The sequence below is a fragment of the Rhodococcus sp. IEGM 1318 genome, from assembly GCF_033142465.1.
GTDB classification, from domain to species: Bacteria; Actinomycetota; Actinomycetes; order Mycobacteriales; family Mycobacteriaceae; genus Rhodococcus_F; species Rhodococcus_F qingshengii_B.
In genome coordinates this window covers 96,542-109,967 of the sequence record NZ_JAWLSC010000011.1, presented here as the reverse complement: position 1 = coordinate 109,967, position 13,426 = coordinate 96,542, and the positions used below count along the sequence as shown (strand labels likewise).

Here is a 13,426-nt window from a genome sequence, read left to right as displayed (position 1 = left end):
CGACCCGCATTTTTCGGCTTTCGAACTAGCGTGGACCGCGCAGACGAAGATGCACCATCAACCGGAAGCGAACGTTGGGATCGTCGAGATCCAACGCGGCCATACCCTTCAACTTGCTGAGTCGATACCGAAAGGTGTTGGGGTGCACGTGCAATGAGGCCGCGGCGTCACCGACGTCGCCGAAGGCGTTGAGCCACGCATCGAGGGTGTCGACGAACGAGGTCGCATGGGCAGCGTCATGGCTGGCGATCGCCTCGATGGGCCCGAGGTCCGAGAATCCTTCGGCCGCAGCTTCCGACGCGATCTCCAACAGAATGGCGTCGACGTGGACGCTGCTGAAAGTGGCGACGCTGCCCGACGCTCGTCCCGCCAACAACACTTCGAGGGCATGTTCGGCATCGCGCTTCGATCGGCTCAACTGAGCCGGTCTGGTCACGACCCGGCCGATCCCGATGATCGTGTCGCCGGACGCTCCGGTGCGGTCCAGGAAATCCGAGGCCACACGGAACGCCTGCAGCTCGGCTTCTGCCGGGGAGTGCCCTCGCACAGACAGCACCGCGTAGCCGGTTCCGTTGACCAATGCAGCCGCCGACTGCGAGTGGACCGCGCCTAGGTGCATGGCCAGAGCGTCGGTCAGCCGCACCACGTGGGCGGCATCGTCCGGCTTCGACGATCCCTCGAAAGACCTACGACCCAAGGCCATCACGAGTGCAGGACCGGTCCCGAGGCCGAGGCGATTCATCGCGTCGACCGCACCGGACCCACCGTCGAGAAGGGTCGCGATCAGGTCTGCGCGCAGTCGACGCTCGGCGTCGGCGCCGCCGCGCAACCGCAACATCTGCAGCGCGATCAACCCGGCCGAATCGCGCAGTGCACGCATCCGGTCCTCGGACATCGGCTCACCGGTTGCCACCCACATCGAGCCGAGGAATTCGTCGCCGGCTCGGATGGACACGGCGATACGTCCCATTTTTGTACCGAGAGTCTCCGCCGACACCCACACCGGATCGTCGCTGCGATAGAGCCGGTCGAAGACCCCTGCCTCTTCGAGCACTCGAATGTACTGGTCAGGAACTTGCCGCTCCAGAACGGTCGCGATACGTGGACCGTCTCCTTCTTCCTGGCGTCCGGAGAAGGCGATGACCCTTGAGCTTCGGTCCTCGATCGTGATAGGGGCATCCAAGAGCGCGCTCACGGCGTTGGCGAAGGCGAACAGATCGCCGGCCGGTCCACCTCCGCGTGAATGGATGTGCCCGACTTCGTTTCGGGCCGAGAGCACCGAATGAAGCAGGCTTGTCAGCTGAACCCACGAAACTCCGCGGGCCAACGTCAATACGACGACGCCAGAGGACATGATGGATTCTCGATCGGCGTCACTGACTTCGGTGGTCACTCGCGCGACCACCACGCGCACTCCGCGCTCGGCCAGGCCGGCGACGGACTCCGCGATACGTTCACCGCCGGTGATTCCGACCAGCAGCACCATGGAGTCGGGCGTCGAGGGTGAGTCGTCGTCAGGATCGTGAATGACCACCGAGGCGATCTCCTGGACCGCATCCGGGTCACCGACAACCGGATTCAGCACCGTAGTTCCCACGTCTTCGAGAAGCCGCACCAAACTGATGCGAGGTCGTACGGTGCCCACGTCTATCACTCCTTCGTCCTGTGAACGAAGTGTGTCATAGTGATTCGTCAAAGCGGATCCATGCCGATCCAATCGACTGAGGTGGTAATGGCTTCGAGCAGGTCAGGGATCGGTTCGACGCCGATACCCGGCCCTTCCGGAACCTTCACGTAACTGTCGTCGAGTACGAACGGCTCGGTGATGTCTTCGGCGAAGTACCGGTCGGAAGCCGACGTATCGCCTGGTAGGACAAATCCAGGGAGCGCGGCAAGAGCGACGTTGGCGGCCCGGCCGATTCCGGTCTCGAGCATTCCGCCGCACCACACCGCAATACCGTTGGCCTTGCAGACGTCGTGGATACGACGCGATTCAAGATAGCCGCCGACACGTCCCGGTTTGATGTTCACCACGCTGCACGCACCGATGGCCAGCGCGTCGGCGGTGACCTTTGCGGAGGTGATCGACTCGTCCAGGCAGACGGGCGTCCGCATCATCTCGGCCAACCTGGCATGGCCGCGCAGTTCTTCTTCGGGAAGCGGCTGCTCGATCAGCAGGAGATCGAAGTCGTCGAGCCGCTGGAGATGGCGCGCGTCAGCCAAGGTGTACGCGGTGTTCGCGTCGACCTGGAGGAGTACGTTGTCGCCGAACCGCTCGCGGACTGCGCGAACCGGCTCGATGTCCCAGCCCGGTTCGATTTTCAGTTTGATGCGTAGGTATCCAGCGTCGAGGAAGCCGCCCACCTCCTCGAGCAGTTCGTCGATCGAATTCTTGATACCCACCGAAACACCTGCGGGTACCCGATCGACCACTGCGCCGAGATACGAGGACATGCTCGTCCCGGCGGCGCGCAGTTCAGCGTCGAGGAAGGCGGTTTCCAGGGCAGCTTTGGCCATAGGGTGTCCGGCGAACTGTTCCATCGTCGCGCTCAGTGCGTGCACGTCGGGATCGGTGAGTTCCCCCAGAGACGGGATCAGGAACTTGCGAAGGACTTCGGCGGCGCCGTCCGTGTATTCGGAGCAGTAGCGAGGCTCGGACATCGCTACGCACTCGCCCCAGCCCTCCGACTCCGAGGTGACTACCTTGACGAACAACACGTCCTTGGTGGTCTCCGTGCCGAACGAGGTTCGGAACGGCGCCTTCAACGGCATTGCCGCCCGGCGCAATTCAACTCCGTCGATCTTCACGATGTGGCCTCCGCTGTTGTTCTGCCGACCTGTGTTCCCGGCGCACGGTCAAGCACGTACTTTCCAGTTCTGGTGACGGCGAGAACCACTCCGTTCTCGGAGAGCACGCCCCCGAGAGTTTCGCGGACGGCCAGCCGCCAATCGTTCGCCGCCACCGGGTCCGACTTACGCAGTGTGTAGACGTCATTCGGCGTAGCCACCGTGACGAAACGATTCTTCGTCGACTTCAACACGGGCAGGCCGGCTTCGGAGACGGACAGCAGTTCGCTCGCCCCCAATGACTCGGGAGTCGGGACTTCTCCCGAACCGGCGACGACGTCGGAAACCTTGCTGCTACCGATCTCCCAGTCGATCAACAACCGGTCGCTGTCTGCGCCGCCGTTGAGGCTGTCGTTCATCGGCGCGTAGAAACGCGGCAGATACTGGACCGGAAACGCACCGAGTTTCGAGACGTTGAAATAGGCATTGCGCGCGACGAGCGGGTCGAAAGTCCACCGCACGTGGAGAATTCCCCGTTCCAGTGCCCACGCCCGCTGGAACAGTTTCAACGCCAAACCAATGTGCCCGTTCTGCACGTTCGGGAGAATCCCCGTGATGTGCGAATGCAACGAACGATGTTGTGGCTCTTCGAAGAAGGCAACCGAGCCACCGATCAGGTCTCCGCCACGAAAAGCACCGGCTACGTAATTACCGGAGTGCGAAAGCGCTTTCATCATGTCCCGGTGTACGGGCGGATTTCCGCTCTCCGGCTGCCATACCTTTTCGAACAGACCGAATACCTGTTCCAACTCGGCATGCCCGGTGACGGTTTCGATGGTCACACACGCAAGCAGAGCGGCCTGTTCGGCTTGGCTGATCGCCTGACGCATCCGCGAAGGCGAAACACCTCCCACTGGTTGAGCAATCTTGCGTTGGACATTGTTCGGCGACGTCATCGTCACAGTCCTCCCTCCAGGACTCGAGTCACCAGACCGGCCAACAACGTGGCGCGCGGGACCATCTGATCAATCTCTACGTGTTCTGTGGCTGCATGGGCCCCACCGCCGACGGCACCGAGGCCGTCCAACGTCGGGGTTCCGACTGCAGCGGTGAAGTTTCCGTCCGAGGCACCGCCGACGGCGCAGTCGCGCAGCATCCCCAACCCGCTCTCGCTGCTGACCTGATGAGCGAGAAAGTAGAGCTTCTCCGACGACGCGGATTCCAGTGGCCCACGGTTGGGTCCCCCGGTCACCGAAATTCGACTTTCGGCCAGCACCGGTACCAGCGCGCGGATCGAACGATCGATGCGTTCCTGTTCCTTCGCCGACCACATTCGAACGTCACACCACAGTTGTGCCTGCGCTGCCACGGTATTGGTGGTGGTTCCGCCACTGATCACCGACGGAACCACCGACGTCCCCGCCGCCGGGTCCGCGAGCTCCACCACGGCCTGAATCTGATGTGCGAGCTCCACTACAGCGTTCACGCCTCGCTCCGGTTCGAGTCCGGCGTGTGCAGCGCGTCCCTCGATGTCGACGCAGTACAGCGACATACCCTTGCGCGCGGTCTTCACTGCGCCGTCGGCGGCGGCTTCAAGTACCAGCACCGCGTCGACCTGACGAGCTTGCTCCTCGATCAGTGCGCGCGAGGTCGGGGAGCCGATCTCCTCGTCGGAATTGAGGAGCACAACCACGCCGTCGAGCGACGGAAGCGACGCGAGCGCATGGAAGAGCTGGACGATGCCGGCCTTCATGTCGAAGACTCCGGGTCCGGTGGCGATGTTGTCGGTGACGGACCAGGGCAACTCCGCGAGCGTTCCGAGCGGCCAGACAGTGTCGAAATGGCCCAGGAGCATCACCTTCGGCTCCGTGCCGAAGGACCAACGCAAGTGCTGACGACCGTCGATTCGAATACGTTCCGGTGCGCCCCCGAGATGGCGTTCGCCGATCTCGGCCACCACGTCCGCACACGCGTCGACTGCGCTGAGGTCGGAACTGGGCGACTCGGCGGTTACAAGCGCCGCCAGGTCCGCCACCATTGTCTTCTTGTCCACTCCGACGCTCTCCTGTCACCGACTTGCAACTTCGCAAGTTCAGCTTGGTCGAAGCGACCCTGTCGGATCTTGTCCAAGACTCCTGTCCTTCGGGCCGGGATTCGTCGTGTGCCACGAACAGCTGCGTGTAATGAGCAGCTGGGTTTCGTGAAGCAGGTATGTCAGGTTCCGATCTCGGTTCGGGCGGCTAACAGCTCGGGGAAGAAGCTCAACTCCAACGCACGTTGCAGGAACCCGGCACCACCACTCGATCCGCCGGTCCCCTTCTTCATGCCGATCACCCGCAGCACTGTCCGAAGGTGCCGGAACCGCCACAACTGGAAGCTTTCCTCGAGGTCGACCAACTCTTCGAATGCCTCGTACGCCGTCCAGTGCTGCTCGACGTTCTCGTAGATTGCCTTGACCAGCGGAATCAACTCGTCGTTGCACACGTAGGGCGCACTGACGTCTCGTTCGAGAGCCGACGCCGGAACGTCGTAGCCCTGTCTGGACAAGTACCGCCAGAACTCGTCGTACAGCGTCGGTTCCCCGAGCAAGGTTTCCAACAATTGGTGGGCAGACGGATCCGATTCGAACACCTTCAGCATGCCCGCGTTCTTGTTTCCGAGCACGAATTCCACGGCGCGGTACTGGTACGACTGGAACCCAGACGAGTTACCGAGAACGCCCCTGAACTCCGCATACTCCGCCGGCGTCAGTGTCGCCAACACCGACCACTGCTCGGTCAGAGTGGCCTGGATGTGTTTGACGCGTGCGATGCGCTTGAAAGCGACCCGGATGTCGTCGGCAGCTATAGCTGCTCTGGCCGCCCGTATCTCGTGGAGAAACAGCTTGAGCCACAACTCACTGGTCTGGTGCTGAATGATGAACAAGAGTTCGTCGTGGTGCTCCGGCTCGCTCACCGGATGCTGCGAATCCAGGAGCGTATCGAGTCCGAGGTAGGCCCCGTAACTCATCTTTTCGGAAAAATCGGTCACGACGTCGTCTTCGATCTTTCGTGTGCCGTCCGTTGCCGACATCTTCGTTCTCCTTCTCAGAATTTCGCCGGGGTCTGCGGAACGATCATGGCCACCAAAGCGGCAGCGCTCGTCGCTCCGACCAGGACTCCGAATGCAGCCATGTACGAGAACTGGTCCACCATCCATCCCATCACGAGCGGCGTGATGAAACCGGCGAACTGACCACAACCGTTGATCAAACCCATTCCGGAACCGAGGAATTCGGCGGGAAGTGCCCTCAACGGCATCGCGAAGATCGACATCGAACACAGACCGCTGATGCCCAGAGCCAAGGTCTCGTAGAACGTGAACATCGCGACGGTGTCGGCGGTGGTCATCAGGAACAACAGGACTGCCGACGTGGCCATACACGGAACCAGAAGAATCCGGGCCCGGTCGTGGAAGTACTTGTCCACCAATCGCCCGCCCAGAATCGTGGCCAGCGCCGTGACGATGAAGGGGATCGCGGCAAAGATTCCCGTGTCGATCAGCGAGAGTCCCTTGTCGTTGAGCAGATAACTCGGCACCCAGGTCATCAGCCCGTACGCGGACATGTTGGCCAGACAGAACAGAATTGCGAACTTCCACACCGACGCGGACTTGAACACCGCGGCGCGAGAGTGCTCGCTCGCCAGAGGTTGCAGCGCAGCCTCCGGATCTTCCGAGATTTCCGTGTCCAACGGTGCCGGCAGCACCAACCACACCACCGTGCCGATCACAGCGCCGACGATCGCCACCAGCCAGAACGCGTCACGCCACCCAACAGCCATGAGGACCGGTGCGATGATCAGCGGTGCAACGCCGGGGCCGAGGTTGTTGGCGCCGAGCATGAAACCCATCGCGGTCGCTCTGGTTTTCGGACGCGTCCGCTCAGCCAAAGCCTTGAACGACGCAGCCGGAAAGAGCCCCTGGCTTACGCCGAACATCGCACGCATGACCATCAGCGAAATGAGCCCCCACGCGAACCCTGTCAACGCGGTGAACACCGACCACAGGATCAACGCAACGATCAACAGTGGCCTGGGTCCGAAGCGATCAGCCAACATTCCGCCGGGAACCTGCCCGAGCATGTAGAAGATCGCGAAGACCGAGACCACACCACCCAACTGCGTACTGCTGAGCGAGAATTCGTCGCCGATCATCGGAAGCGCAAGACCGATCATGACGCGATCGACCATGTCGATCAACCAGATGGTACTGAGCAGTCCAACCGTTACGGTTGTCGTGCGCCGAATCGACTTGTTGTCCATCATATTTCGAACCGAACCGCCGCTCCCCCGCGATGATTCTTCCACTCTGACGCGTTCCGCCTTCATCAAGCCTCCCGAATTGTCTTGTGCCGCATGGACTAGAACATTGAAAAGACTGATGAAGTGTGACAGCGAACACGTCTGCCGTATTGGTCCGTTTCACCAATACCCGAAGCAACGTTTGGTCGATCGGAACATGTTCTGCCCCAACAGATGACAAATGCCGCCGACACACACGGTGTCGGCGGCATTTCGAGATCGAGTCGTTACCGCATTACGTGCGATTGGCGACTGCCACGATTGTCGAGACGCCTGCGGCTGCGAGCCGAGCATTGACAGTGATCAGACCGAGAATGTCGTCGACGCTACCGAGTGTGTGCGAAATCGTGCGATCCGAAGTCCGTCGCGAGCCGGGAACAGCTTCGGCGAGTTCAGCTCCCGTAGTGGTGGGGTGAACGATCTCGAGAGTCCATTCGTCACGCAGCTCGACCGGCTTCAGTGTGTCGGCCTTGCGCACTGCACGCTCGGCGCCTGCTCGGATCTGCTCGCACGCGAGCGACGGCGGCAGCGAATTGGTTGCCGACCATCCGTGTGCCTTCTTGACCTCGACGGTCTCGGTTGTCGGCGAGGCCGCATCCACCAAGCCACAGATGATGTCGTCACCCGTTACCAGGCCGACGGGAACGCCCTGGGTGGCAGCGTAGAGGGTGTTGACGTCGGTCTCGGAGACGGACTTGCCGTCGAGGCGGACGTCGGCGAACAAACTCGAGAACGTGTGCGCCAGGACGCCGGGTCCACCAGCTGGTGCGTGATAGCCGACAAACAGGGCTACGTCGTGATCCGACGTCATTCCTTCGGCCATGCATTGCATCTTGGGTGAGCCGAAGATCAGGCGCGCCCGTGGATCCAGGTCGGCGTGAAGCAGGTTGTCCATCGTTCCGTGGCTGTCGTTGACCAGGACGCTCGTCGCACCGGCGTCGAACGCACCGGCGATCGCAGCGTTGGTCTCGGCGGTCATGAGCATCTGCGCACGGTGGTAGCCGCCACCGCCGCGGATCGTCTGATCGAGCGTCGCGATACCCGCGATACCCTCCATGTCCACCGAAATATAGACGTGCATTCCTGTCCTCCATCAATCTCAATCGGATGAATTGGTAGCTTCGCTTTCACCTTCACACTCGACGGCATCCGTTTCTTGTCCGGTCGAACGGTGAGTCGGCCTCCATTTGGGACGTTCACACCAGAATCCGATACCCCGGCCGTGAAACCATCGGGACATTCGCCGGGCCAGGCGGTTCGACCAACGACAGGAGTGCAACTCTGATGCAGGTCCACGACATCGTGTTCACCGGCGGCCGCGTCGTCGATCCCGCATCGGGGACCGACGAGGTTCGCAACATCGCGATCACCGGCGGCAAAGTCTCGGCTTGGGGTCACGACACGATCGAAGCCCGGCAGACGATCGACGTGACCGGTCAGGTCATCTGCCCCGGATTCATCGACCTGCACAGCCACGGACAGGAAATCGCCGAGCAGCGACTTCAGGCATTGGACGGAGTCACGACGGCCCTCGAACTGGAAGCCGGCGTCATTCCTGTTGCGAAGGCATATGCGCGGGCCGGCGCCGAGGGCCGCCCGATCAACTACGGCTACGCGACGTCGTGGGCTCACGCCCGAATGATCGAACTCTCGGGAGCCGATCCAGACGGCGACATCAGAACGCTCCTGCACCATCTCGGTTCCCCGAGCTGGCAGGGCGAGCCCTCTGCCTCCCAGCGTGCACACATTCTCGAACTTCTCGAAAACGATCTGGCCGCAGGCGCTCTCGGCATCGGCGTGGTGGTCGGGTACGCCCCGAAATCCGATCCGACCGAGTACTTGCAGGTGGCGGATCTCGCGGCCCGCGCCGGTGTCCCCACCTACACTCATGCGCGCCCGCTCATCTCGGCCGATCCGTCGAGTCCGGTGGACGGCGCCGTCGAAATCGCCCGTGCAGCAGCCGAAACCGGCGCACACATGCACTACTGCCATGTCAACAGCACCTCGGGAATGCACGTCGACCATGCACTGTCGGTGGTGGCGCAGGTTCAGGCTGCCGGATCGCGCGTCACGACGGAGGCGTATCCGTACGGTTCCGGGTCGACAGCCGTCGGAGCTGCGTTTCTCGATCCCGACAAGCTGCACCTGATGAATCTGACACCACGATCGTTGACATTCGTACCCACCGGCGAACGTATCGCGGACCGCAAACAGCTCGAACATCTTCGGGCAACCGACCCCGGTGGACTGGTGCTGGTGGAGTTCCTCGACGAGAACGACACCGTGCAGCGCGAGTTCCTCGAAAGGGCGATGACTTTCGACCGCGCCGCCATCGCGAGCGACGCGATGCCACTGACCTGGCCTGGCCGTTCGTCTTCCGACGCATTGCAGTGGCCGTTGCCGGAGAAGGCACTCGGCCATCCCCGCGGCGCCGGTACCTATGCACGTGCGATTCGTACGCTGTACCGCGAGCGTCAACTGCTGTCGCTGTCGGAGATCATCGCGCGCTGCTCGTTGATCCCCGCGCAGATTCTGGAGGAGTCGGTTCCATCGATGGCGGCGAAAGGTCGGATCAGCCCCGGTAGCGACGCGGACATCCTCGTTTTCGACCCCGAGCAGATCACCGACAACGCCACCTACATCGACGGCACCCGTCCCTCCACCGGAATCAGCCGCGTGCTGGTCGGCGGAGTACCCGTCGTCGAAGGCGGTGTCGTGGTCGAGGACGCGTTGCCCGGTCGCCCGGTACGCCGCTCGTAACCGGATCTCATTCTGACCTGCATAGTTCTGACAGAAAGTCACCACACATGAACACTTCGTCTGCAATCAACGGCACAATCGATGCCATGACGGATTTCGCGACCCTCCCGATCGGTTGGCAGCACAAGGCATTCGGCACCGACCTCGAAGGTCGCGACGGTTCCGACCTCGAGCCGTTGGGGATCTCTGCACTCGACGGCAACCTCCTGCTACCCGTGATGACACTCAACCGTGCAGCGATCGCGCACAATGTCGACCTCATGGCGCAGTTCTGCTCCGATCACGACGTGGATCTGGCGCCCCACGCGAAGACCACGATGAGCCCCGAACTGGTTCGTCGGCAACTCGACGCCGGGGCTTGGGCGATGACGGCGGCAACCGTTGCGCAGGCACGCATTCTGCGTGAGTTCGGTGTGGACACGATCATCATCGCCAGCCAGGTTCTCGATCCCGCCGGCATTCGGTGGATCTGCGACGCCCAGGCCACCGACCCCGATTTCTTCGTCACCACCCTCGTAGACTCGGTCGAGAGCGTCCGCCTGATGGAACAGTTGATCGCGAAAGTCTCACCGGCCAGCCGTATCCGGGTTCTCGTCGAACTCGGCTACGACAGCGGACGCGCGGGCGCTCGCACTGTCGAGCAAGCACTCGACGTCGCACGCGCAGCATCGCAGGCACCTTCGTTGATTCTCACCGGAGTCGAGGGGTTCGAGGGCATGATGCCCGGAGCCTCGGTAGCAGCCCGCCGTATCTCCGTCGATTCGTATCTCAAATCCGCGCGAGTGTTCACGGAAATCTGTGTGGCCGAGAACCTGTTCGAGAACAACTCCGCGAAGGCTCCCAGGCCACTGGTCACTTTCGGCGGCAGTGCGTTTCACGATCTGGTTGTACGTGAGCTGGCCGGCCGATGGGCACTCGACAACGGTGTACGCGTCGTGCTGCGCAGCGGTTGCTATATCACCCATGATCACGGTCTCTATGCCGAAACTTCGCCGTGGGCGGACGGTCCGCGAACTCTGCAGGGAGCCGCAGAGGTCTGGGGCGTAGTGCTCTCCATACCTGAACCCGGACGGGCGATCCTGGGCTTCGGCCGCCGCGATGTCGGTTCCGACGCAGGCTTTCCCATAGTCCTGTGGCGCCGACGCGACGGATCCAACCGATCAGCGCGAGAACTGACCATCACCGCGCTCAACGACCAACACGCGTACGTCGACGTTCCGGCTGACTTCGACGTGACCGTCGGCGATCTGCTCGGTTGCGGAATCTCGCATCCCTGTACCACGTTCGACAAGTGGTCACTGATTCCCGAGGTCGATTCGGATTACCGCGTCGTCGGTACGGTTCGCACCTACTTCTGAGAAACGTGTGCGGTAATCCGGGCCTCAGTCGTCCTTCGGGTCACGCGGCAATTCGACGCGGAACGTCGTCCCCTGCCCGAGGGACGTCTCGACACTGACGGTTCCGTCGTGCGCGGCAACCAAAGCCGAGACAATGGACAGGCCGAGACCGGCGCCCCCGGTCTCACGGGTGCGAGAGGTGTCGGCGCGGTAAAAACGCTCGAAGATCCGCGCGGCATCCTCTTCACTCAAACCCTGACCGGTATCCGAAACCTCGACCACCGCGGAGTTCTCGGTCGTACCGACGCAAATTGTGACCTGTGCATCCGGCGGCGTGTGTTTGATCGCGTTGCCCACCAGATTGGCGACTACCTGACGCAGTCTGGCCTCGTCGCCGTGCACCTCGGGTAACCCTGGGCCGCCGGTCATCTGAAGTTTGACGGTTCGATCCGGTGCGATCGCTCGCGCTGCCTGCACCGAATCTGCCGCAACTGCAAGCAGATCCACCGGCTTGTTCTCGAGCGGTCGCTGTTCGTCGAGTCTGGCCAGCATGAGTAGGTCCTCGACCAGAAGGCCCATCCTCGACGCCTCGCCCTCGATCCGGTTCATCAGCGTTTCCGTATCCGTCATCGCCCCTTGGCGATACAACTCGGCAAATCCGCGGATAGTCGTCAAGGGTGTGCGCAACTCGTGGCTCGCGTCGCCGACAAATCTACGCATCTTCTCCTCGGAACGCCGTGCTGATTCCTCCGAAGCCTCGGTCGCGGCAAATGCGTGTTGAATCTGCGCGAGCATTCCGTTGAGTGCCACCGACAATCGGCCGACTTCGGTGCGGTCGTCACGCTCCGGAACTCGTCGATGAAGGTCGCCGGCGGCAATGGCAGCGGCGGTTTCCTCCACCTCGACCAGGGGACGCAGGCTCCGACGAACCACGAAATACGCTCCGCCGCCGAGGATTATCAGGACAACCAGACCGATACCGAGTTGCAGACCGACCAAGTCGTCGACGGTCTGCTCGTTATCCGTCAGTCGCACACCGATAGTCGTCGTCGTGCCGTCGCGGACCGTCGTGAGCACTCGCCAGTTCACGTCCGAACCATCGCTCGATCCGACGGTGATCGGGCCGCCGGTGAAATCTTTCGACAGGTCGGGTTCGGTGGTCGTCGACTTGTCGTTCAGGACGATCACCCGCCCGTCCGGGGTAACTGTCCGAACGAAGAAGGGGCTGGGTGGGCGGGTGCCCGGGCCGACGTCACTGGGCGGCTGTAGATCTCTGGTGTGCGGCTTTGCCCAACCGTCGACCGCTTCGTACAGCGTTTTGTCGGTTCGCTGGGTCAGCGAATTCTCGAGCGCCGAAGTGACCGCTACGCCCGACGCCAACAAACCAAGCGCCGCCAACACCAGCAAGGCCGCAACCAGGGTGAAGCGCAGCGGCAGTGAATTGAGACGGAAACGACCTCTTTTCGGCAGTTGCTCGTTTTCCGCGGCGGCGATCATTGCCGCGGTTCACGCATCACGTAGCCGACCCCACGCAACGTGTGAATCAGCGGCGTCTCCCCCGTATCCACCTTGCGACGCAGGTAGGACACGTAGGACTCGACAACTCCGACCTCCCCACCGAAGTCGTAGTTCCAGACATGGTCGAGAATCCGAGGCTTACTGAGAACCGTCCCGGCGTTGACCATGAAGTATCGGAGCAATGTGAACTCGGTGGGCGAGAGCGCAACCAATTCGCCCTTCTTCCAGACCTCGCGAGTGTCGTCGTCGAGTTCGATGTCGGCGAACTTCACCCGCGGCGACTGCTCCGGCGCGACACCGCGGCCGGAGCGGCGCAGGATGACCCGCAACCTCGTCACGACCTCTTCGAGGCTGAACGGCTTGGTCACGTAGTCGTCCGCGCCGAGCGTCAGGCCGCTGATCTTGTCGTCGAGCGAATCCTTCGCGGTCAGAAACAGGACCGGCGCGTCAACACCGTCGGCGCGGAGGCGTCGGAGCAGACCGAACCCGTCCATCCCGGGCATCATGACGTCGAGAACGATTGCGTCAGGGCGGAAGGTCCGTGCGACGTCCATGCCTTGGGCACCGCTCGATGCAGTTGCCACCTCGAAGCCCTGGAACCGGAGGCTCACAGAGAGCAACTCCACGATGGTGGGTTCGTCGTCGACTACGAGGATGCGAGCTTCAGGGGTCTTGTCGGTCACG

At 62.3% G+C, this 13,426-nt stretch carries 11 protein-coding genes; 2 read left to right on the top strand and 9 right to left on the bottom strand.

The window, feature by feature from the left end; translation table 11 throughout:
- Positions 1-25: 25 nt before the first annotated feature.
- From R4P65_RS23870 to R4P65_RS23840, 7 genes are all read right to left on the bottom strand, one after another.
- Positions 26-1,645, bottom strand: a complete 1,620-nt coding sequence (locus R4P65_RS23870) for a PucR family transcriptional regulator (RefSeq protein ID WP_317828373.1) — start codon at positions 1,643-1,645, stop codon at positions 26-28.
- Positions 1,646-1,692: 47 nt separating this feature from the next.
- Entirely contained in the window at positions 1,693-2,808 is a 1,116-nt protein-coding gene (gene menC, locus R4P65_RS23865) for an o-succinylbenzoate synthase (protein ID WP_317828372.1), read from the bottom strand.
- Complete coding sequence (locus R4P65_RS23860) at positions 2,805-3,743, bottom strand: GNAT family N-acetyltransferase (RefSeq protein WP_317828371.1); 939 nt, start codon at positions 3,741-3,743, stop codon at positions 2,805-2,807. Before R4P65_RS23860 ends, menC begins: the two co-directional genes overlap by 4 nt.
- Positions 3,744-3,745: 2 nt before the next feature.
- A complete protein-coding gene (locus R4P65_RS23855) occupies positions 3,746-4,840 on the bottom strand; it encodes a M20 family metallopeptidase (RefSeq protein ID WP_317828370.1) in 1,095 nt (364 codons plus the stop codon).
- 161 nt (positions 4,841-5,001) lie between these two features.
- Entirely contained in the window at positions 5,002-5,859 is an 858-nt protein-coding gene (locus R4P65_RS23850) for a tryptophan 2,3-dioxygenase (RefSeq protein ID WP_317828369.1), read from the bottom strand.
- 14 nt (positions 5,860-5,873) lie between these two features.
- On the bottom strand, positions 5,874-7,091 hold the full coding sequence (locus R4P65_RS23845; RefSeq protein WP_317828368.1) for an MFS transporter: 1,218 nt from the start codon (positions 7,089-7,091) through the stop codon (positions 5,874-5,876).
- A gap of 271 nt (positions 7,092-7,362) precedes the next feature.
- Positions 7,363-8,208, bottom strand: a complete 846-nt coding sequence (locus tag R4P65_RS23840; RefSeq protein WP_230814909.1) for a M55 family metallopeptidase — start codon at positions 8,206-8,208, stop codon at positions 7,363-7,365.
- Positions 8,209-8,411: 203 nt separating this feature from the next.
- Between R4P65_RS23840 and R4P65_RS23835 the strand changes: the two genes are divergently transcribed.
- Together R4P65_RS23835 and R4P65_RS23830 are read left to right on the top strand one after the other, a co-directional pair.
- Positions 8,412-9,887: an amidohydrolase family protein gene (locus R4P65_RS23835; RefSeq protein ID WP_317828367.1), complete on the top strand. Its 1,476-nt coding sequence runs from the start codon at positions 8,412-8,414 to the stop codon at positions 9,885-9,887.
- An 86-nt stretch (positions 9,888-9,973) separates the two neighbouring features.
- On the top strand, positions 9,974-11,245 hold the full coding sequence (locus R4P65_RS23830) for an alanine racemase (protein ID WP_317828366.1): 1,272 nt from the start codon (positions 9,974-9,976) through the stop codon (positions 11,243-11,245).
- Positions 11,246-11,269: 24 nt separating this feature from the next.
- Here R4P65_RS23830 and R4P65_RS23825 read toward each other — a convergent pair whose 3' ends face one another.
- Positions 11,270-12,721, bottom strand: a complete 1,452-nt coding sequence (locus tag R4P65_RS23825; RefSeq protein ID WP_317828365.1) for a HAMP domain-containing sensor histidine kinase — start codon at positions 12,719-12,721, stop codon at positions 11,270-11,272.
- The gene (locus R4P65_RS23820) at positions 12,718-13,425 is read right to left on the bottom strand and encodes a response regulator transcription factor (RefSeq protein ID WP_317828364.1); all 708 of its coding nucleotides are present in this window, start codon (positions 13,423-13,425) and stop codon (positions 12,718-12,720) included. Before R4P65_RS23820 ends, R4P65_RS23825 begins: the two co-directional genes overlap by 4 nt.
- Between the last annotated feature and the right edge of the window lies 1 nt (position 13,426).

Excerpts from the sequence above, each read along its gene's own strand:
- R4P65_RS23845 (WP_317828368.1), bottom strand. The coding sequence starts at position 7,091 with ATGATGGACAACAAGTCGATTCGGCGCACGACAACCGTAACGGTTGGA.
- R4P65_RS23850 (WP_317828369.1), bottom strand. The coding sequence starts at position 5,859 with ATGTCGGCAACGGACGGCACACGAAAGATCGAAGACGACGTCGTGACC.
- R4P65_RS23860 (WP_317828371.1), bottom strand. The coding sequence starts at position 3,743 with ATGACGTCGCCGAACAATGTCCAACGCAAGATTGCTCAACCAGTGGGA.
- R4P65_RS23840 (WP_230814909.1), bottom strand. The coding sequence starts at position 8,208 with ATGCACGTCTATATTTCGGTGGACATGGAGGGTATCGCGGGTATCGCG.
- R4P65_RS23825 (WP_317828365.1), bottom strand. The coding sequence starts at position 12,721 with ATGATCGCCGCCGCGGAAAACGAGCAACTGCCGAAAAGAGGTCGTTTC.
- R4P65_RS23830 (WP_317828366.1), top strand. The coding sequence starts at position 9,974 with ATGACGGATTTCGCGACCCTCCCGATCGGTTGGCAGCACAAGGCATTC.
- R4P65_RS23835 (WP_317828367.1), top strand. The coding sequence starts at position 8,412 with ATGCAGGTCCACGACATCGTGTTCACCGGCGGCCGCGTCGTCGATCCC.